The 20375-nt window shown below is 56.8% G+C and carries 18 protein-coding genes; 10 read left to right on the forward strand and 8 right to left on the reverse strand.

Annotated features, from left to right (window positions below):
- Nucleotides 1-25 precede the first annotated feature (25 nt).
- From KYK14_RS12425 to KYK14_RS12450, 6 genes are all read left to right on the forward strand, one after another.
- Nucleotides 26-679, forward strand: a complete 654-nt coding sequence (locus KYK14_RS12425) for a LutC/YkgG family protein (protein ID WP_185281211.1) — start codon at nucleotides 26-28, stop codon at nucleotides 677-679.
- On the forward strand, nucleotides 657-1442 hold the full coding sequence (locus KYK14_RS12430) for a UDP-2,3-diacylglucosamine diphosphatase (RefSeq protein ID WP_185281210.1): 786 nt from the start codon (nucleotides 657-659) through the stop codon (nucleotides 1440-1442). Before KYK14_RS12425 ends, KYK14_RS12430 begins: the two co-directional genes overlap by 23 nt.
- Entirely contained in the window at nucleotides 1396-2343 is a 948-nt protein-coding gene (locus KYK14_RS12435; RefSeq protein ID WP_219159185.1) for a hypothetical protein, read from the forward strand. The genes KYK14_RS12430 and KYK14_RS12435 overlap by 47 nt, the downstream gene beginning before the upstream one ends.
- A gap of 126 nt (nucleotides 2344-2469) precedes the next feature.
- The gene (locus KYK14_RS12440; RefSeq protein WP_219159186.1) at nucleotides 2470-3723 is read left to right on the forward strand and encodes a DUF6600 domain-containing protein; all 1254 of its coding nucleotides are present in this window, start codon (nucleotides 2470-2472) and stop codon (nucleotides 3721-3723) included.
- A gap of 323 nt (nucleotides 3724-4046) precedes the next feature.
- Entirely contained in the window at nucleotides 4047-6140 is a 2094-nt protein-coding gene (pta, locus tag KYK14_RS12445; protein WP_219159188.1) for a phosphate acetyltransferase, read from the forward strand.
- A gap of 192 nt (nucleotides 6141-6332) precedes the next feature.
- A complete protein-coding gene (locus tag KYK14_RS12450) occupies nucleotides 6333-7274 on the forward strand; it encodes a DUF808 domain-containing protein (RefSeq protein WP_219159190.1) in 942 nt (313 codons plus the stop codon).
- A gap of 25 nt (nucleotides 7275-7299) precedes the next feature.
- Here KYK14_RS12450 and KYK14_RS12455 read toward each other — a convergent pair whose 3' ends face one another.
- On the reverse strand, nucleotides 7300-7791 hold the full coding sequence (locus KYK14_RS12455; protein WP_208309057.1) for a glycosyl-4,4'-diaponeurosporenoate acyltransferase CrtO family protein: 492 nt from the start codon (nucleotides 7789-7791) through the stop codon (nucleotides 7300-7302).
- A gap of 163 nt (nucleotides 7792-7954) precedes the next feature.
- On the opposite strand from KYK14_RS12455, the gene KYK14_RS12460 reads away from it, so the two are divergent.
- Nucleotides 7955-9157, forward strand: coding sequence for an acetate/propionate family kinase (locus tag KYK14_RS12460; RefSeq protein WP_219159192.1), 1203 nt, complete (start codon nucleotides 7955-7957; stop codon nucleotides 9155-9157).
- Between the two features lie 142 nt (nucleotides 9158-9299).
- Here the strand turns inward: KYK14_RS12460 and KYK14_RS12465 are convergent, their stop codons facing one another.
- Nucleotides 9300-9764, reverse strand: a complete 465-nt coding sequence (locus KYK14_RS12465; RefSeq protein ID WP_219159194.1) for a MaoC family dehydratase — start codon at nucleotides 9762-9764, stop codon at nucleotides 9300-9302.
- Nucleotides 9765-9984: 220 nt separating this feature from the next.
- Here KYK14_RS12465 and KYK14_RS12470 point away from each other — a divergent pair, with 220 nt between their 5' ends.
- Nucleotides 9985-11646, forward strand: coding sequence for a regulatory iron-sulfur-containing complex subunit RicT (locus tag KYK14_RS12470; RefSeq protein ID WP_219159195.1), 1662 nt, complete (start codon nucleotides 9985-9987; stop codon nucleotides 11644-11646).
- A 7-nt stretch (nucleotides 11647-11653) separates the two neighbouring features.
- Nucleotides 11654-12148, forward strand: a complete 495-nt coding sequence (locus tag KYK14_RS12475; RefSeq protein ID WP_219159197.1) for a gliding motility lipoprotein GldH — start codon at nucleotides 11654-11656, stop codon at nucleotides 12146-12148.
- A gap of 97 nt (nucleotides 12149-12245) precedes the next feature.
- On the opposite strand, the gene KYK14_RS12480 is transcribed toward KYK14_RS12475, so the two are convergent.
- Nucleotides 12246-12437: a cold-shock protein gene (locus tag KYK14_RS12480; RefSeq protein ID WP_185281201.1), complete on the reverse strand. Its 192-nt coding sequence runs from the start codon at nucleotides 12435-12437 to the stop codon at nucleotides 12246-12248.
- 268 nt (nucleotides 12438-12705) lie between these two features.
- On the opposite strand from KYK14_RS12480, the gene KYK14_RS12485 reads away from it, so the two are divergent.
- Nucleotides 12706-14325: a hypothetical protein gene (locus KYK14_RS12485; protein ID WP_219159199.1), complete on the forward strand. Its 1620-nt coding sequence runs from the start codon at nucleotides 12706-12708 to the stop codon at nucleotides 14323-14325.
- Nucleotides 14326-14415: 90 nt separating this feature from the next.
- On the opposite strand, the gene KYK14_RS12490 is transcribed toward KYK14_RS12485, so the two are convergent.
- From KYK14_RS12490 to KYK14_RS12510, 5 genes are all read right to left on the reverse strand, one after another.
- On the reverse strand, nucleotides 14416-15693 hold the full coding sequence (locus KYK14_RS12490) for an ATP-binding response regulator (RefSeq protein WP_219159200.1): 1278 nt from the start codon (nucleotides 15691-15693) through the stop codon (nucleotides 14416-14418).
- Between the two features lie 10 nt (nucleotides 15694-15703).
- Nucleotides 15704-16150: a response regulator gene (locus KYK14_RS12495; protein ID WP_219159202.1), complete on the reverse strand. Its 447-nt coding sequence runs from the start codon at nucleotides 16148-16150 to the stop codon at nucleotides 15704-15706.
- Nucleotides 16147-18462 (reverse strand): ATP-binding protein, encoded by a 2316-nt coding sequence (locus KYK14_RS12500; protein WP_219159204.1) that lies wholly within the window; start codon nucleotides 18460-18462, stop codon nucleotides 16147-16149. The genes KYK14_RS12495 and KYK14_RS12500 overlap by 4 nt, the downstream gene beginning before the upstream one ends.
- A complete protein-coding gene (locus KYK14_RS12505) occupies nucleotides 18444-19022 on the reverse strand; it encodes a biliverdin-producing heme oxygenase (protein WP_219159206.1) in 579 nt (192 codons plus the stop codon). The genes KYK14_RS12500 and KYK14_RS12505 overlap by 19 nt, the downstream gene beginning before the upstream one ends.
- Before the next feature lie 233 nt (nucleotides 19023-19255).
- Nucleotides 19256-20137 carry an SDR family oxidoreductase gene (locus KYK14_RS12510; protein WP_219159207.1) on the reverse strand — a complete coding sequence of 294 codons (882 nt, stop codon included), beginning with the start codon at nucleotides 20135-20137 and terminating at the stop codon, nucleotides 19256-19258.
- Nucleotides 20138-20375: the final 238 nt, after the last annotated feature.

Below are 20375 nucleotides of genomic sequence, written 5' to 3' on the forward strand. Positions count from 1 at the left end.
ATACAGAAGCCCTTACCTTTGTTGCATGGCTGAGTCGTCTCGTGATATTCTGTTGCGCCGCATTCGGGAGGCAGTGCAAAAGCCGGCCCCACAGCCGCCCGCGCCCGATTTTGGGATGCCGCTGCACCCGCGGGTACCCGCTGAGGAGCTGGATATTGCCTTCGTGGAGAGCTTCCGGCGCATAGGGGGCGAGTTTTACTACTGCGAGTCGGAGGAGCATTTCTTCGATCAGCTTTTTATCTATAAAAAGGAGAAAGAGCTGAATAACCTATTCGTGTGGGAGCCGGAGCTGAAAAAGTTGCTGCACCAAGGTGGAATCGTCTTCACGGGCGACGAAACCGACTTTATCAGTAACGCCGATGCGGGCCTGACCACTTGCGAGGCGCTGATAGCCCGCACGGGTAGCATTCTGGTGAGTGCCGCCACGGCCAGCGGCCGCCGGCTCAGTATCTACCCCGATCAGCACCTAGTGCTGGCCCGCACCTCGCAGGTGGTAGCCGATATTGGCGATGGCCTAGCGCGGGTGCGCGAGCAGCATGGCGACAAGCTACCTTCGATGATTTCCTTAACTACCGGCCCCAGCCGCACGGCTGATATTGAAAAAACGCTGGTGCTCGGTGCCCACGGCCCGCGCAGCCTCGTGCTGTTCTTACTGGATGACGCCACCTCGCCTGCCTGATCTGGCCCTACCCCCCGGCCGCCGGGTGTACTTTGCTTCCGATTTTCACTTGGGCACGCCTACCGTAGCCAGCTCTCTGGCGCGGGAACGCAAGATTGTGCGTTGGCTGGATAAGGTAGCTCCCGATGCCGCCGCCATCTACCTGCTAGGCGACATCTTCGACTTCTGGTTTGAGTATCGCCATGCCATTCCGCGCGGGTTTATCCGGTTGCAGGGCAAGCTGGCCGAGCTGACGGATGCAGGCATCCCTATCATCTTCTTCACCGGCAACCACGACATGTGGATGTTCGATTATTTTACGGAGGAGTTGGGTATTCCCATTCACCGCCACCCGGTGAGCCAGCGCATTGGTGGTCACGAGTTTCATATGGGCCACGGCGACGGGCTTGGGCCGAAGGATTACGTGTATAAGGTGCTGAAGCGCGTGTTTGCTTCGCCCATATCGCAGTGGCTGTTTGCGCGTGTCCACCCCAATCTGGGTATCGGTATTGCCAATGGCTGGAGCCGTCGGAGCCGCATTCAGAATACCAAGGTTGAAGAGGTGTACCAAGGCGACGAGGAGTGGCTGCTGCAATACTGCCGGGAGCTGGAGCACCACCACCACCACGAGTATTATATTTTCGGCCACCGCCATCTGCCTCTCGACGTAGAAGTAGCCCCCGGCAGCCGCTATATTAATCTTGGTGAGTGGGTCAATTATTGCTCCTACGCGGTATATGATGGCGAAACCCTGGCTTTGCGATACTTCGAACAAGCTGATTAACTGCCTTTTACTGGCTATTGTCCTGGTGCTACCGCTGCTGGGGGTAGGGCAAACCACCGTACCCACGGCTGGGTCGGTGGCGCCGCCCAGTAAGCCGGTGCCGGTGCCTACTACTACGGCCGTGCCTACCCCCATTGCCTCGGCGGCCGAGGGCTGGGCGCTGGTGCGCACTATCAAACTGGCCACCACCGGCGTGGCCTCTCTCGACAGGCGCGGCACGCTCTACGTGGTAGACCGGCAGAACAACATTGTGCAGCTAGGCGCTGAAGGTCAGGCCCTAAACACCTACTCGCCGGCCCTGCCGGGGCACATTGCCCAACTTGAAGCCTGGAATACCACCAAGATTCTGGCCTTCTACGACGACCGCCAGCAACTGCTGCTGCTCGACCGGTTTCTAGCCCCGCTCACGCAGGTGCGCACCGCCGATTTTTTGGATGGCACTATCCGCGTCGCTACCATTGCGCCCGATGAGCGCTTGTGGTTGTTCGATGAAAGCAACATTGCCTTGGAGCAGTTCGACCTGAACCAGCAGCGCCCTACCATCACTACGCCCATGGACTTGCTGGTGGGTAGGAGCAAGCCGGATTTTCGTTTCCTGCGGCAGTATCAGAACAACGTATATCTGGTGGATAGGGTAGGGGGCATTTTGGTGTTTGATAACCTGGGCAACTACCGCAAAAAACTGCCCTTCACAGGATTAAGCTATGTAGGGTTTCTGGGAGATGAGCTGTATTACGTGGCCGACAACGCCCTGCACTTCTTCCACCTCTACAACTTCACAGACCGCGCCCTACCCTTGCCAACGACCGATGTGCAGCAGGTATTGGTGAGCGAACAATACGCTTACGTGCTGCTGCCAAAAGAAATTCGGGTGTATACACTAGCGGGCGCTCCGAAGTAAGTGGAATAGCAATTAAACGGTACAGGATTTGAGTTGTCTAAGAAATAAGCGCTTACTAGGGTAGGAGACAGGACGTACGGCCTGCCCCCCAGCCAAGCTGCTCTCACGCTTTAACTTCTTATTTCCATGATAACCTTACTAAAAAGAAGCGGTCTGGTTTGGGCGCTGGGGTTGGTGCTGAGTGCGCTGACTCCTCGGCTGGCTGCGGCGCAGCCCAGCGTCAGCGTCACGTACCAAACCTTCTACGACGAGCTGAGTCCCTACGGCCGCTGGGTGCAAGACCCCGATTATGGTTATGTGTGGCTGCCCAACGTCGGCCCCGACTTCCAACCCTATAGCACTAACGGCTACTGGGCCATGACGGAATACGGCAACACCTGGGTGTCGAATTACGATTGGGGCTGGGCGCCCTTCCATTACGGCCGCTGGCGCTATTCCGATTACTACGGCTGGAGCTGGCTGCCCGGCACCGAATGGGGACCAGCCTGGGTGAGCTGGCGCAGCGGCGGCGGCTACTACGGCTGGGCACCGCTGGGACCCAGCGTAAACATCAACGTGTCTTTCGGGCCGCGTTATGTGGTGCCTAATACGGCCTGGGTGTTTGTACCGCAGCAGTACGTGGTGAGCCCGCGCTGGCACGACTACTATGTGCGGCCCGCCCGCAACGTCACCATCATCAACAATACCACCATCATCAACAACACCTACGTGCAGAACAACCGCACGTATGTGACCGGCCCGCGCCGGAGCGAGCTGGAGGCCGTGACCCGCAACCGCGTGAACGTCTACAACGTGAGCAACGTGAACCGCCCAGGCCGCGTGGCGATGCAGCAAAACTCTCTCGGCTTTTACCGACCCGATGTTCGCGCCGGCCGCGCCGATGCACCGCGCAACGTGGAGCGTCGCTTTGACAATGGCGCAGACAACCGCGGCGACTACCGCAGCCGGGAGCGGGGTAGGGTAGTGAGTGCCGGCGCCGACAACCGCCCCGAGTACGGCGCCACGCGGGACTCGCGGGACAGAAGCAGCTACAACCAGCCGCGTACCCTAGCCGATGCTGGCCGCGCCTACCCCGCGCAACGGCCAGAGCGTCAGGAGCGTTTTGGGGAGGCCGCTACTGGTAGCCCTGAGCGCTCCGCGTGGGGCAGCTACGGCGGCCGTGGTCGGGTAGGGCAAAGCAGTGGTATGCAGCCGGAGCGTCAGCCCGTCCGGCAGCGCGAAAGCCAAGGTCAGTGGCAGCGGACAGAGCAAGTGCCGCAACGCCAGCAGGCAGCACCCCAGCGCCAGCAGATGCAGGAGCTGCCAGTCGGCCGTAGCGAGCAAAACGAGGGTGGCCGCTCGTTTGGGCAAGGCGGCGGTAGCCGCGGTCGGGTGCGGTAGTTTGAGTACACTGTTTTTCTAGCCTATAAGCCCTACCCAGTGCAATGCTGGGTAGGGCTTTTTGGTGTTCTAGTGGGTTAGGACGGGGTCTGCGGGCTATGGCGTATGTTGAAGTTGACAAACAGCGTTTGAAGTAACATTGCTGCACAAAGGAGCTTCATAGACTAGCGCTTCAGCCTTAACGCATCTAAGCCGCTACCACGCCGTACCCTTGGCCTGGTCGGTTGCGTAAGAGAGGCTGCCATACCTTCGGGCGCTACCTGGTCGGTGCAGTCCTATCTGGCACTACCCTTTCCTGCTCACACTTTCATGCTGTCTTGTTCATGACCAAAACTGTCTTCATCGCCACGGCCGAACCGTATAGCGGCAAATCCCTGATAGCCTTGGGCTTAGTGAATATGCTACTCAGCAAAGCACAGAAAGTTGGCTACTTCAAGCCTATTATTGATGCAAGCCCGCGCGAAAAGAAGGACATACGCCTGCAAACGGTGCTGCAACATTTCAAGCTGCCCATTGCCTACGAAGACACCTATGCCTATACCCGCCCGGAGGTATTGCGGCTGATTGAAACCAACGGCCAAGGCGAAATTATCGACACCATTATTCACAAATTCAAGCAGATAGAAGAAAACTACGACTTTACGGTGGTGGAGGGTAGCGACTTTGTGGGACCAGGTACGGCGTTTGAGTTTGGCTACAATGCCCAGATTGCTAAAAACCTGGGCGCCCCGGTTATCCTAGTGCTTTCGGGCGACGACAAACCAACCGCCCAGATCATCAACACCGTACTCACTACCCTCCGCAGCTTCGAAACTAACGAGGTACAGGTGCTGATGATCGTCGTGAACAAGGTAGCGCCCCAGCAACTCGACGACGTGCGCCAACTGCTGGAAACCCAACTGCCCGCCGAACTAATCTTGGCTGTGATACCGGCTGAGAAAGAGTTGTCGCAGCCCACCATGCGCGAGATTTACGAAGGGCTGGGTGCCAAGCTGCTATTTGGGGAGGAGTCGCTCACCAACCAGGTCGACAACTTCGTGACCGGGGCCATGCAGGTGCCCAACTTCCTGAACTTCCTCAAGCCCAACGTACTGATTGTGACGCCCGGCGACCGAGGCGACATCATTATCTGTGCGTTGCAGGCCAACCTATCGGCCAGCTACCCGCGGGTGGCGGGCATTGTGCTCACGGCCGGCTCGGAGCCAGAAGCGCCCGTGTTGCGGCTGATTGAGGGTTTGCAAACGGTAGTGCCGATTATAGCCGTCTCCACGGGCACCTTCGAAACCAGCACGCGCGTGGCGGCCATCAAGTCGCGCATCACGCCCGATAATACCCGCAAGATTCGGCTGGCTATCAACACCTTCGAGCGCTACGTGAATAGGGAGGCGCTGGAGGAAAAGATGGTGAGCTTCCGCTCCGAGGGCATCACGCCGCACATGTTTCAGTACCGCTTGTTGCAATGGGCCAAGCGCCAGCGCAAGCACATTGTGCTACCCGAAGGCAACGACGACCGCATCCTGCGAGCCGCCGCCCACCTGCTGCGCCAGGAAGTGGTAGACCTTACCATCTTGGGCAACCCCGACGAGGTAGCGGCCTCCGTGAAGCGCCTGGGCCTAAACCTGCCGCTGGGCCACGTGCAGGTAGTAGACCCGGCGCAGTCGCCGCACTACCCCGAGTACGTGGAGACCTTCTACGAGCTACGCAAGGCCAAGGGCGTGAACCAGGATATGGCCCGCGACCTGCTCCGCGATGTATCCTACTTCGGCTCGATGATGGTGTACAAAGGTCACGCCGACGGCATGGTGTCGGGGGCGGTGCACACCACCCAGCACACCATTCGGCCGGCGTTGCAGTTCATCAAGACCAAGCCGGGCATGTCGGTGGTGTCGTCGGTGTTCTTTATGTGCCTACCCGACCGCGTGGCCGTATTCGGCGACTGTGCCGTGAACCCCAACCCCACCGCCGAGCAGCTGGCTGAAATTGCCATGGCCTCCGCCGACAGCAGCAAAGCCTTTGGCATCGAGCCGCGGGTAGCCATGCTGTCCTACTCCTCGGGTACGTCCGGCGAGGGCGCCGATGTAGACAAAGTGCGCAAGGCCACCCAGCTGGTCCGCGAAAAACGCCCCAACCTGAAAGTGGAAGGTCCCATTCAGTACGATGCCGCCGTGGACCCCTTGGTGGGCCGGCAGAAGCTGCCCGGCTCCGAAGTAGCGGGCCAGGCCAGCGTGCTCATCTTTCCCGACCTCAACACCGGCAACAACACCTACAAAGCCGTGCAGCGCGAAACTGGTGCCCTGGCCATTGGCCCCGTGTTGCAGGGCCTCAACAAACCCGTAAACGACCTCAGCCGCGGCTGCACCGTAGATGATATTCTGAATACCGTGATTATTACGGCTATTCAGGCGCAGCAGGGGTAAGGGCTGATGCAGGCCTCGCGCAGAAAGGAATAGCTGAAATGCTGCCGTTCCCTGTAACTTGCTGCTGCTTGTGCAAGCACAAAGCAAACGAACGTCATGCTTCGGCTGCGCTCAGCATGACGTTCTAGAAAATTCAATTGAGAATACTACCGCCGTTCTCAAAACATACCTACACCCCTCCATCAACACTGTATGCCCTCCGGATTTTTTGCCTTACTAGATGATATATCGGCCTTGGTGAAGGCCAGTGCAGCCAGTTTAGATGATGTGCCTACCCAGATAGCCAAGACAACCGGCAAAGTATCCGGCATCGTGATTGACGATACGGCCGTTACGCCCAAGTATGTGGTAGGGCTCGACCCATCCCGCGAGCTGTCTATTATCTTTCAGATTGCCAAGAAGTCACTGATTAACAAGCTGCTGATTTTAAGCCCAGCGGCTTTGCTACTCGGCTATTTCGCTCCGTGGGCCATTACGCCCATTCTGATGGTAGGCGGCGCGTATCTGTGCTTCGAAGGATACGAAAAGGTGCATTCCATGTTCAGCAAAAGCCACGAGGCAAATCCTGAAAGCGAAGACGTAAAAGTTATTACGCCCGAGGAACTGGAAAAGCAGCGGGTAGCCAGCGCCGTACGCACCGATATTATTCTGTCTGCCGAAATTATGGCCATTGCCTACAGCCAGGTAACCGGCCAGCCCATCACAAACCAGATTCTGGTGATGTTGGCCGTAGCCGTATTTATTACGGTAGGAGTCTACGGCTTCGTGGGCCTCATCGTGAAAATGGATGATATCGGCGTGCACTTTGCCAAAGGCGACTACAGCCCTACCGTCCAAAGCATCGGGCGCGGCATGGTGAAGTTTATGCCGAAGTTTCTACTCATCCTGGGGTACGTGGGTACGGCTGCCATGCTGTGGGTAGGCGCCGAAATTATTGCCCACGGCATTCCGTTCACCGCCCATTTGCTGCACGAGCTAGAACATTCTCTAGCCAACATACCAGCAATAGCTTGGCTGGCGAAGGTATTAGCGTGCGGTATTTTCGGGTTGGCTGTTGGGTTTGTTATTGAAAAGATAGTAGGGGTAGTGAAGAAGGTAGTGCCTGGTAAGGATAAGAAAGAATCGGCAATATGATAGTTAAATAAATGTATTACTATTATCAGGAGTAAGTATTTTGTTGCTTTAAAGATAGTAGCCTTGATTTATCAATTCTTCTTTTGTTTTGCTGTTGTAACAGAGAAGGGTATAAGTTCATGAGCGTATTTACAATCATGAGGATTGTAGCAAATAAGTATTGCTGATTGAATATTTTAAAAAGGACAAAAGGTAAAACGAATACGAAGGCAATCAAATGATCTATTTCAGATTTGGTCATTTCGTAACGTAAAATCTTTAGTTCTGAAGCAGTAATTCTTCCGTTAAGCTTTAGCTTTTGATTAAAAAATTTAAAAAATGTGTTCTTTATAATCCACTTGATAATGTAGAGTCCAATATTTCTGTTTGTGTCTTCATCTCTGATGAAATTTAGATTTGATAATTTGTTTTTATAAAAATATGTTTCTTTTATAAAGGCACTGATAATAAGTCCAATAATCCAAGAAATAAATATTATAGAAATACTAGATGTTAAATAACCGAGCGCTAGTTTCATTGGTCTGTTCTCTCAAGCTGGAAGAAATAGTGCTGATTGAAATTCAAGGTGAATAGTAGTACTTCTATTCAATAGTTAGCAAGATAAAGATTGCAACGTAGTTGTCGTTATTAGATTAGCGTTGCACAGCGACAGATACACTTTAAGAGTGATTTTACCACCCATGAACATCTTCGTTATCAACTGCGGCAGCAGCTCCATCAAGTATCAACTGTTTCGCTGGCCTACCGAGCAGCCGGTGTGCAGCGGGCTGGTAGAGCGCATCGGGGCCGACAATGCCACCATCACCCACAAGGTGTTCAATGAAGCCAACGACTCCACCACCCAGCAGCTCACACTAGCCCTACCCGACCACGAGGCCGGCCTGCGCGAAGTGGTGCGCCTGCTCACGGACCCTACCGCCGGCGTGCTTCGCGACCCTACTGAAATTGGGGTAGTAGGCCACCGCGTGGTACACGGCGGGGAGAGCTTTGCCGCTACTACATTTATTGATGAGGAAGTGAAGGCGGAAATTCGGCGGCTGTTTGCCCTGGCGCCCCTGCATAACCCTGCCAACTATGTGGGCATTGAGGTAGCCGAGCGCATCTTCCCGCAAGCCCGGCAAGTGGCGGTGTTCGATACGGCTTTTCACCAAACCCTACCCGAATACGCCTTCCGCTACGCCTTACCCGAAGCCTTGTACACTGAGCAGCGTATCCGGGTGTACGGCTTCCACGGCACCAGCCACAAATACGTGGCCGAGCAAGCCACCGCCTACCTAGGCAAGCCCGATGCCCGCCTCATCACCATTCACCTGGGCAACGGGTGCAGCATGGCCGCCGTGCGGGGCAATCAATCTTTGGATACCAGCATGGGCTTCGGGCCGTTGGCGGGCTTGGTGATGGGCACCCGCTCCGGCGACCTGGACCCCTCGGTGGTGTTCCATCTGTTGCAGGAACTGCACTACACGCCCGCGCAAGTCAGCAATTTGCTGAACAAGGAAAGTGGCATGCTGGGCCTCACCGGCTTCAGCGATATGCGCGACATCACGGCCGCCCTCAACCAAGGCGACGCCCGCGCCCAACTGGCCTACGACCTCTACGCCTACCGCATCCGCAAATACATTGGTGCCTACGCCGCCGTGCTCAACGGCCTCGATGCGCTGGTGTTCACGGCCGGGGTAGGCGAAAACGACTCGCTGGTGCGCCAACTGGCTTGCCAGCATCTAGAGTTCTTCGGCGTTCAGCTCGACGAAGTCAAGAACCAGACCCGCGCGCCCGGCCTGCGCGAAATCAATCTGCCTGAGTCACGAGTGAAGGTGTTGGTGGTGCCCACCAACGAGGAGCTGGAAATAGCGCAGCAGTGCGCGGCGTTGGTGGAAGGGTAATCTTTTACTCTTGTCATTGTTACCACCTGTCATCCTGAGCGGAGCGAAGGACCCTCTCACGGTAGAACGAGTCGTTGGTGCGCCAGTCGTTCTGCCGTGAGAGGGTCCTTCGCTCCGCTCAGGATGACAAGAGAAAAAACGGTTACATGAAATGATACAGAAACGTAATCACGCCGTTGTACGCGGGTTTCTTCTGGCCTTTGATTTCCATCTTTACCTCAATGCGGGCTTTGGCGACGCCGCGCAAATCTTTCACGGATAGCAATTTGGCATACAAACGCACTTGGCTATCCACGAGTACGGGCTGGTTGAAGCGCAACTGCTCTATTTCGTAGTTCACCTGGAGCTTCAGGTTTTCAATGGCGATAATCTGGTTCCAGAAGTAGGGTAGGAGCGAGACAGTAAGGTAGCCGTGCGCGATGGGCGCCCCAAACGGCGACTCCGTTTTGGCCCGCTCGGCATCCACGTGAATCCACTGGTGGTCGAGGGTAGCAGCGGCAAACTGGTTGATCTGCTCCTGGGTGATGGTGAAGTAGTCCGAAATGCCCAAATCCTGCCCTTCGTGTTGCAGGAGTTCAGCGAGGCTACGGATGGTGAGTTGGCTCATGGTGCGAGAAAGAGTAGTGTAGGTTGGTGCTGCAAGTATAGGCAGTTGTGCACAGTTGCCGTGCGTACGGGGTAGGGCAGGCTGCTGGTTACAAGATTACTTTTCGGCGTAGTTCACCCCAAAATAGACGGCTTACCCCCGTACCCTCTAATTCTGTATCTTTGTTGAAACCCGATTTCGTGCGGCTTTAGGCCGCCTCATCATAGATAGATTATTAGCCGTGGCTTGCACTTCCTGTTCCTCCGGGGGCGGCTGCTCTACTACGTCCGTTGGGGGCTGTGGCTCCAAAGGGAGCTGTAGTTCTGGCGGCTGCAACCGACTAAATGTATTCGACTGGCTCCAGGACGTAGACCTGCCCAGTGATTTTAAGGGCTTCGATATTGTCGAAATCCGTTTCAAAGGTGGTCGTAAAGACTTCTACCGCAACGCTTCCTACCTCCCGCTCACCACAGGTGATGCCGTGGTGATAGAAGCGGCCGGCAATGGCTGGCACCTGGGTCACGTGTCGTTGAAAGGCGAGCTGGTGCGCCTGCAAATGAAGAAGAAAAAGGTGCCCACCGACAGCAAGGAAATCCGCAACATCCTGCGCATTGCCTCGCCCGACGACGTGGAGCGCTGGGAAGCCGTGCGCGACCTAGAAACCGGTACCATGTTCCGGGCCCGCTCGGTGGTAGAAGAACTGCGCCTGAAAATGAAGCTCTCCGACGTGGAGTACCAGGCTGACCGTACCCGCGCCACCTTCTTCTACTCCGCCGACGACCGGGTGGATTTCCGTGACCTGATCAAGCGCCTGGCCGACGAGTTTCGGGTGCGGGTAGAGATGCGTCAGATTTCGCTGCGCCACGAGGCCGGCCGCCTGGGCGGCATCGGTTCGTGCGGGCGGGAGCTGTGCTGCTCCACTTGGCTCACCGATTTCAAGAGCGTGAGCACTACTGCGGCCCGCTACCAGAACCTCAGCCTGAACCCCGCCAAACTTTCGGGCCAGTGCGGGCGCCTGAAGTGCTGCCTGAACTACGAGCTAGACACCTACCTCGATGCCCTGAAGGACATTCCGCAGGTGCAGCGCCCCTTGCAAACCGAGCGCGGCGACGCGTTTTTGCAGAAGACCGACATCTTCAAGAAGCGCATGTGGTTTGCCTTCCGTGGCGACAACAACTGGGTGATGCTACCCACCGAACGCGTGCGCGAAGTGCAGGAGATGAACAAGCGCGGTGAAAAGCCCGAGAACCTGCTGCCCCCCGTGCGCGAGGAAGACAAAGCGCCCGACCTCTCGGCCATCGTAGAGGGTAGCCTCGACCGCCTCGACGATAAGATTGCCGCCTCCAAACGCGGCAAGCGCAAACGCAAAGGTGGCGTTGGCGAAGCGGATGCTACGGCCCGCCCGGCGCGTCCGCCCCGGTCGGCTACCTCAGAGCGTCCTGAACGGTCCGAACGAACGGAGCGACTAGAGCGCTCCGAGCGCACCCGTGGCGGCGACCGGCCACCCCGGCTGGCCGCACCCGATACTGAGGCGCCCACCCCCTCAGCTGGCGAGGCAGCCGGAGCATCGGAAGAAAGCCGCCGGCCGCGTGGCGCGGCTGCCAAGCCGCTGAACCGCCGCAACAACCGCGGCCGCGGCGAAAAAGGCGACAAAGCAGAACGTCCTCAGAACCCCGATGGGCGCCCTACCCCAGAAGGTGGTGCCCCCCGCGAGGAACGTCCGCCCCGCTCCAACAACGACCGGCGCCCGCCCCGTACGGCCTCACCCGACGGCGGTGAAGCCTCCGCTCGCCCCAATGGCAACCCCCGCCACCGCGACGACCGCAACCGTCGGCGCGGCGACCGGCCCGGTCGTACGGGCGGCGATGCGCCCACACCTCCTACCCCTCCTGCGGCTTCCTAATTCCTGTATGCATTGTTATTTTCGTTTTCCATCGTTGCTATTGGGGCTAGTGCTGGTAACCTTACTGGCAGCCTGTAACCCCGATCAGGTGTTTGAGAAAAACCTCGATTTTGATGACCGCACGTGGGCGGTACAGGAAAAGCCCACGTTCGAGTTTCAGATTGAGGATACTACGCAGCGGTATGATGTGTACTTCAATGTGCGCAACACGTCGTCGTACGGCTACTACAACCTGTATGTGCGGCACACACTGATAGGCCCCGACGGTAAGCAGATTTCGCGGCTCCTGCACCAGATGATTCTGATGGACCCGCAAACCGGCGAGCCACTGGGTAGCGGCGCCGGCGACATCTTCGACCACCAGTTTCTGGCTTTGCCACGCCAGCAGTTCCACCAGCCGGGTACCTACAAAGTGATGCTGGAGCAGTACATGCGCCAGGATCAGCTACCCGATATCATGGCGGTAGGCGTGCGCGTAGTAAAAAGCCCTACCGCTCAGTAGTACGCTTCTAACTACCTACCCTGCATAAATGAAAAGCGCCCCGGCTCACGTGAGCCGGGGCGCTTTTTTGTTGGCAGTCAGCCAAAAAGTGAGCCGCTTAGATGCGCTCTACCTTCACGGCGTTCAGGCCTTTCTTGCCGTCGATGACATCGAAAGAAACTCGGTCGTTCTCTTGGATTTCGTGAATCAGACCGGTTTGGTGTACAAAAATTTCCTGGTTGGTATCATCCTGCACGATGAAGCCGTAGCCTTTGGCTTCGTTGAAGAATTTTACGGTACCCGTTTTCATGGGATGCAATGGTAATGGTTGAGTTAGCGAATCGAGGGTAAATCTACGGGTATTTCTGTATTCGCTGCTGCACCAGAAGCAGACGAAATCGTGGTCGGAATATGATGCAGCTTAGCTGTAGCGAGGTAGGCTACAACACTGGAATTTGCTGTTCGTGAAGAGGATAAGCCAAGATTTTTCTAAGCCTAAACTTAACTCAGAGAGAAACCGGCGCGTATAAAAATATACATCCACCCACCTATTTTCTCACCAAACCCACCCCCACACCATGGAAACAAAAGAGAAAAACCAGAACAACCAGGATAATAATTCGTCGAACGATACTTCCCTCACCAACAAAACGGGGCAGGATGCTAAGATGGGTGCCGACGCCAGCCAGACATTGGCGAACAATCCCAATCAGCCAGAAACCCCAGGCATGAAATCCGGCGACGATAAAGAGAAGAATGCCGTGTCTAGCCAGTCGCTGGCTAACTCGGAAATGAGCGTAGGCAAAGGCGCTGTAACGGGCGAGAAAGGCAACCAGCAAAATAAGGAAGCTAATCCGGCCGATATGAAGGCGTCATCCTCAAAGAACAACGCTAAGTCTTCGACGGACAAAGACAAGAAGCAGCCTACCATGGCACAAGCTAGCGGCAAAGACAAAGACAAGAAATCGGACAGCAGAAAGCAGGCATTAACCAATGTAGCTGGCAACAGCAATGTGGACGACGCCAGCAACAGCACCACCGATATGTATCGCGACCATGAGCGCCGCGAAAATGAAGATAGCGGCGCTGGTCGTGGCGAGTTTGGCAGCCAAGGCTATGGCGGTACAAATGGTGGCTATGGAAACCAGTACCGCGAGCCCCAAACCCGCGGCAACTACTACAACGATGAACAAGACCGGTGCTATGGTGGCAACTACGGCTCCGGCGGCTATCATCCCCAAGACGACCACAACCGCGACCGGCGCAATGCCCCGCACTACGGCAGTGATTACGACCGTAGCTACCAGGGAGCCTACAACCGGTCGTATTCTTCCACCCAAAATTCTAATGCTATGAACAACGAAAATCAACGTCGTGATTCGTACGATAATCAGAATCGCGGTAATCAGAATCGCTATAACGACGACAATAACCGCAACAACCAGCGCGGTTATGATGATAATCGCGGCAGCTCGCAAGGCTGGATGAACAATTCATCCAACCAGCAAGGCAACTATCGCAACGATAATCGCAACGATAACAACTACCAGGGCGGCTTCCAGAACGACAACGGTTCGCGCCAAGGCCGCGGTGGCTATAGCAACGACTACGGTAACTCGTCGATGAACAACGGCGGTAACTACGGCGAAAACCGGGGTTACGACGCCAACCGTAGCAGCTACGGCAACGAGTATCGCAACCAGAACGAAGACTACCGCTCGTCGCGCGGCGGCTATGACAACCAAGGCTCGCAGCAAGGTCCCGACCGTAATAACTACGGCAACGGCTATGGCCGCTCAAACAACTACGGCGACCAGCAGCGTGGTGGCCGCCAAAACGACGAGCAATACGGTAGCAACTCGCGCAACGACAGCTACCGCAACGATAACAACCGCTCGGATGACCGCGACCGGGGTGGCTACGGTAACGGCCGCAACAGCTACGGCGGCAATAGCAATAGCGGCTACGGCTCGCAGGGTGGTTCCTACAACGATGAATACGGCTCCGCGAACCGCAACCAAAACGGCAGCTGGCAGGGTTCGCCCGACCGTGGCGATTACCGCTCCGAGGACCGCAACCAGCAGAACTACGGCGAGCAGCGCCGTGACCAATACCGCAACCAGCGCAATGATTCGGACTACGGCTCGGCCCCCCGCCGCAACCGTGGCCGCGACAACGATGATGAAAACCGCAACTAAGCGCGCCTCATTTGAAAGCCACTAAAAAAGGCCTCCCCACAATGGGGAGGCCTTTTTTTGTTACTACAAGGGTAGGAGAATAGGAAAGCCCTACACTTCTTGTTCGGGATGCTCATGTTTTTGCAGGTAGATGCGGAAGGTAGTGCCTTGCCCTACTTCGCTTTCTACCTCAATATGTCCTCCATGCGACTGCACCAAGCGGTTTACTAGGAACAAACCAAGTCCGGTGCCTTCGCCCGCATCGGGGTGGAAGCGTCGGAACAGCTGAAACAACTCGGCGCCGTGGCGCTTTAGGTCGATGCCCAGGCCGTTGTCCCGCACTTCGAGCACGGAGGCGTCGTGGAGTACTTGGGTGCGTAGGTGAATGATGGGCCGCCGGTCGGGGTGGTGGTACTTGAGCGCATTGGCCAGCAGGTTGAGCAAGATGGTGCGCAGGTTGCTGCGCACGTACTGCAACGAGGGTAGGGCGTCGAAATCAGTGGAAACCGTGGCCTGTTCGGCTAGCAGTTGCGGGCGCAGGGTTTGCAGCACATCGGCCATGAGCGAAGGCAAATCCAACTCCTCCTGCACGTGCGTGCCGGGTAGGCGCTCCACCTGCACGGCCGCCGCCAGATCGGTGATGGTAGAGGTAAGGTTCTGCAACGATTCGTCAATCAGGCGGAGCAGAACGCCTTCCTCGGGGTCGTGGAAGGTGGCGGCGCGGCGTAGCTCGTCGAACAGGCCACGTAGGTTATTCACGGGCTGCCGTAAATCGTGCGAGGCCGCGTACACAAAGTTGTCGAGGTCGGCGTTGGTACGGGCCAGCTGTTGGTTGGCGGTAGCCAGTTCTTGGTTGCGCAGGCGCACCTCTTCGTTGGCGGCCAGCAGTCGGGCATTGGTATCGTCTACCTGCTGGCGGGCGGCCGTGAGCTCGGCTAGCGACTCGCGCAGGTCTTGGTTAACGGCTTGGAGTTGGGCGTGATATTGGGTTTGGTATTGGCGCCACTCGTTTTTCTCAATAGCATGGATAACCGTTTTATACAACAGCTCGGGGTCGAACTGCTGCTTCACTAGGTAGTCCAAAGCACCACTGCTGAGGGCGCGCACGGCCAGGGTTTCGCTACCGCCACCCGTAATCATCACCACGCATAGTGTATTGAGCGGCGTGCGCTTCTTCAACTCGGCCAGCACTTCCAGCCCATCGGTATCCAATAAGTTATAATCCAGCAGAACGCAATCGGGGCGGTGAGTTTCAAATAGTTCCACGCCCTCTTCCCCCGAAGCAGCCTCATAAATGGTCATACGCTCTGAGCCCGCCTGTTTGTCGAGGTAGCGTTTGTAGAGCATCCGGTCCTGCTCATTATCATCAATGAGTAAAATCTTTTTCAAGGGTAGGAGCTTAAATAGAAAGCGGCAACTGAGACGACTGTAGCCAATATTGGATAATCAATTCAACTTTTTCTTCGAGCACAGTATACTCAATCGGCTTGGTGAGGTAGCTATTGGCACCCAGGCGGTAGCACTCTTCCACGTCGCGGCGGTTGGCGGAAGTGGTGAACACGATAACTGGAATAGACAGCAAGCGGGGGTCGTGCTTGAGTACATCGAGCACATCCCGGCCATCGGTGCCGGGCATGTTCAGATCAAGCAGGATGAAAGCCGGCAGATGGGCAGGCCAGTTGGGATGCTTGCCGTAGCCCTGCAAGTACTCCAGTGCCTGGTCGCCATCTTCGCAGCGCAGCAACTGGTTGGGTAGGGCGTGTTTGCGAAAGGCCCGTCCCAGCGCTGTAAAGTCTTCCAAACTATCTTCCACCACTAGGATGGGTTGGGTGAAGGGAACTATCATAGAGCTTTGGGAAGAGAAAAATAAAAGGTGGCGCCTTGTCCAAGTATGGATTCAACCCACAATTTGCCACCATGTTTTTCAATCATTTTTTTGGCGATGGCGAGGCCGGCACCCGTGCCGCCGCCATATTTGTCCTGTGAGTGCAACCGCTTGAAAATCTTGAAGATGTTTTCGTGGTGCTTCGGGTCGATGCCAATGCCCTGGTCGCGCACATAAAACACATCAAACTGCTCCGGTGACGGAAAATCTGCCACGGAAGAGGTACCGGCCGCGGCTACCCCAATGGTGACGTATTTCTCCGGGTTATTGCTATAGCGCATGGCATTGGTAATCAAGTTATTGAATACCTCGCCCAAACGGATTGGGTCAGCCAGGATGGTAGGGAGCGGGCCAGCCACCGTAACGGTGGTGTGGGTTTGTTCCAGGCGAGGAGCCAGTAGCTCCAGCACGCCGCCTACCAGCTCGTTCATATCCGTCGGGATGGGTACGAGGTCCAGGCGGCCTACCCGCGAAATTTGCAGCAACGACTCAATAAGTGCCTCCATGCGCTGGCTGAGCCGCACCAGCGTTTGGAGCTTGCTTACGCCTTCCGCATCGAGGCGGTCGGCGTAGTCTTCGAGTAGAAAAATGGAATAGTTGTGAATGCCGCGCAAGGGCTCTTTTAGATCGTGCGAGGCCACGTAGGCGAAGGAGTCCAGTTCGTCGTTGCTGCGTTCCAGCTCGGCATTGAGGCGGTTGAGGCTGATAGCGCGGGCTTGCAGCTCGTTGAAAATCTTGAGGCGGATGTCGGCAATGTGCAGGCGCAGTTCCTGAGCGGCTTCTATTTCCAACGGCAACCAGGCGGCGGCCGTGTTTTCTACCGTTTGCTTCCAAGCCTCAAACGACTGCCGCGGCGATAGAAAAATCTGGCCGTCGGCCTTGGTTTCCACCTTCTGCGTGCGGCCCGCCCACGTAACGGTCTGGAGCTGCTCGGGCCGAAACCACAGGATATAATCGTTGGCGGCCTGGGCCAGCGTAATGGCCAGAATGCCGCTGGCCGTGCTCCGAATGGCTACCCCATCGGGGTTAAGCTGGGCATAGGAATCGGTATGGAAAACATCTTCCGGCGCATGTTGGCGCAGCCACGCTACCACATCTCGTATTTGGTCGGGGGTAGGGGTAGCGCCTAGCGTAACAATCTCGTCCTCAAAGCAAATAGCAGCGCCACCACACGCAAATACATCCAGCAGCGTGGCTGTTTGCTGATACAAGCTTTTGATGAAATCGGCCGAACTGTTCATCTGCTCAAACAGCCGCGCCCGGGTTTTCTGAATATGCAGCTGATAGGCCTGCTGGTCCTGCTGTTCTTTAGTAGGAAGCAGGGCCGAGAAGGTTTTGCCGATAAATAAACACAGCTCCCGCAGCTCGTAACTCACCAAATGGGGCGTGAGGTGGTGGCAGGTAATCATGCCCCACAGTTTGCCCTCCCGAATGACGGAAATGGTCATGGTGGCCGCCGAGCCCAGGTTGTGCAGGTACTCCAGGTGGATGGGCGACACGCTGCGCAGCACGGCATGCGTCATATCAGGGGGGCGGCCCGTGGTGGGGTTGCGCACCGGCACCAGTGGGGCCGGCCGGTAAGAAGCATCTGGAATGAAGCGCAGCCAGTTTTTGAGGTACATGGCCCGTGCCTGCTGCGGAATATCGGTGGCGGGGTAGTGCAGGCCCAGCCACGGGTCTAGGTCGGGGCGAATGGCTTCGGCTACTACCTCGCCGCTCTCATCGGCTGCAAAGCGGTACATAGCTACCCGGTCGAACCCCGTGATGCTGCGCACCTGCTCCACGGCGTGCTGGCAGAAGTCGAGCACGGTGGTGGCACTCAGCATCTGGCCCAGGGCCGTGTTCAGGGTAGTTAAATCCACTACGCCGGGGCTATTGGAATCAACCGGTTCGAACTCAGCCCACAGCAGGCCATCGTAACGGTGCACGATGAGCTTATAGAACGGCTGCTCGGGCGTGTGGTGTAGCTGGACCCCTAGCAGCTTGGGCGCATCCGTGAGGGTAGGCCAGAGAGCGTCTAGCTCTGCCAGTTGCGCGGGGGGTAGCAGCCGCTCTAGGCCCGCGCCCAGCAGCTCCTCGGCCGGAATACCGAGCAGGGCCTGCGTGTTTGCGCTGGCTTGTACCACTTGCTGCGTCCGCTCATCCAGGCACAGCAGGAACCCATACGGCTGCACCGACCCCGGAATATGAATCGGCTCCCGGTCGCAGTTGGTGAGGGTAGTCGGCATGTCCGACAAAAGCTCGCTGGTATGGCTTACGGTTGACTGATCCACGCGTGTAAGTGTTGAAAGGTAAGCACGGCCGACTGCACAATTTCTTTCTGCTCCTCGGCGGTAGCCGCTGCCGTCAGCAGCTGACAAAAACTTTTCCACATTGGCCCTGTGCGCTCTGCGTAGCCTGTGAAATAGGCTTGCAGCGGAATGTCGGCCTTGGCCAATTGCCGCCGAATCACTTGTCCGCCCAGGGTAGAGCCTTCCAGCACATACATAGCGCCCAACAATTGCGCGCGGGTATGCAGCGGTGGCAAGGTAGGGCAAAGCGCCGGCACCGACGCGTCATCGGTCTGCGCCAAATCCTCCAGAATCAGATGGGCGCGGTAGCGCTGGTCTAGCTGCCACTCCGGCCCAAACGCGGTGGCATGTGCCCGCAACTGGGTTTCATACGGCTGCAAAAAGCCATACAGCCGACGCAGAAAATGCGCCGTAGTCGCCTGCGAAACCGTCCCTGCCGTCAGCTCTTGATTGAACGTGTTTTGCTCCAGCGCATCGTGGTACGGCCGGGTTTCAACACGCAATCGGGACAAAATAGCAGGCTGCTCGGCAGTAGCGGACATAAGCGGATGGGATGGAAAAGAACAGTAAAAGTAACCGCTCAGCTGAAAAGTTATGGTGAGGTAGGAGTTGTCAGTTATCAAGTAGAAGTTATCGACGCATCTGTCATTCTGAACTTGCGAAGGATCTTCTGCCAGTTGAACGACGGTCAGAACAACGACTCGTTCAACGTGAGAAGGTCCTTCGCAAGCGCAGGATGACAGGCGTACTATACCTAACAACTGTCATCTACCAACTAGTCTTCCGACTGAAACTGGGATTTATAGTCAGCAGCAAACCGCTGAATGGTGTGAGGCGCATGACCGGCAAGGGATGCTACCTCATCGGTGACAGTAGCCGCGTGGCCGGCGCGGTAGTCGGCGTATAAGGCTAGTAATTCCTCTACCCGCTCGGCGGGTAGCTCCTGCATGGCCGTGCGGGCATCTTCCTCCGAAACTGGCACATAGATTACTTCTCGACCAGTACCTTGGCTAAGCGCCTCGGCTACTTGCTGGCCGGTGAGAGCCGCCGGGCCGGTGAGATGGTAGGCCTGGCCGGCATGGGTAGCGGGGTCGGAGGTGAGTAGGGTAGCGGCGGCGGCGGCAATGTCGCGCACATCAATGTAGGCCACTTGGGCTTCTGCGAGAGGCATATAGAACTTGCCCTCGTCGCGGATGGTAGCACAGTGCTGCTCCACAAAGTTTTGCATGAAGCCTTCGGGGCGCAGTGTGGCGTACGTCAGACCGCTAGCGGCTACCAGTTGCTCTATCTCGTGGTGGCGGCGGTCAATTTCGATTTGCGCGTCGCGGCCAGCGCCGGCGGCCGAAAGCTGCACCAGCTGCCGTACGCCGGCTTTTTGGGCCGCATCTATGAAGAGTCGGGCCAGTTCCACTTGGTCGGAGGTAGGTGGGGGAAGCAGGAATACCCGCTCGGCCCCGGTCAGCGCCACGGCCAGCGTTTCGGGCTTGTGGTAATCTATTTCCACTAGCTGCACATCGGGGTTGAGGTGCTTCAGCCGGTCACCTTTAATAATTGAGTGTACGCCCGCCCGAACCGTGACGCCACGGTTGGCCAGTGCTTTTACCAGTTCAGTGCCAATGGTGCCCGTAGCGCCGGTAACCAGAATGGTAGATGCCATGATATAGGAATTATGAGTTGCGAGTTTGTGAAGCTGATGGATGTCAGACGGAATACGCATGTCATCCTGAGCATGTGGCGCATCAAGCCAGTGCCGAAGGACCTTATGCCAGTCGAACGAGCCGTTGGTACGTCAGTCGTTCTGGCGTGAGCAGGTCCTTTGGCACTGGCTTGATGCGCCACATGCTCAGGATGACAGATGCTTTGACAGCGCATACCTGTTTCTTACGGCAACAGGC

The organism is Hymenobacter profundi (assembly GCF_019334315.1).
GTDB classification, from domain to species: Bacteria; Bacteroidota; Bacteroidia; order Cytophagales; family Hymenobacteraceae; genus Hymenobacter; species Hymenobacter profundi.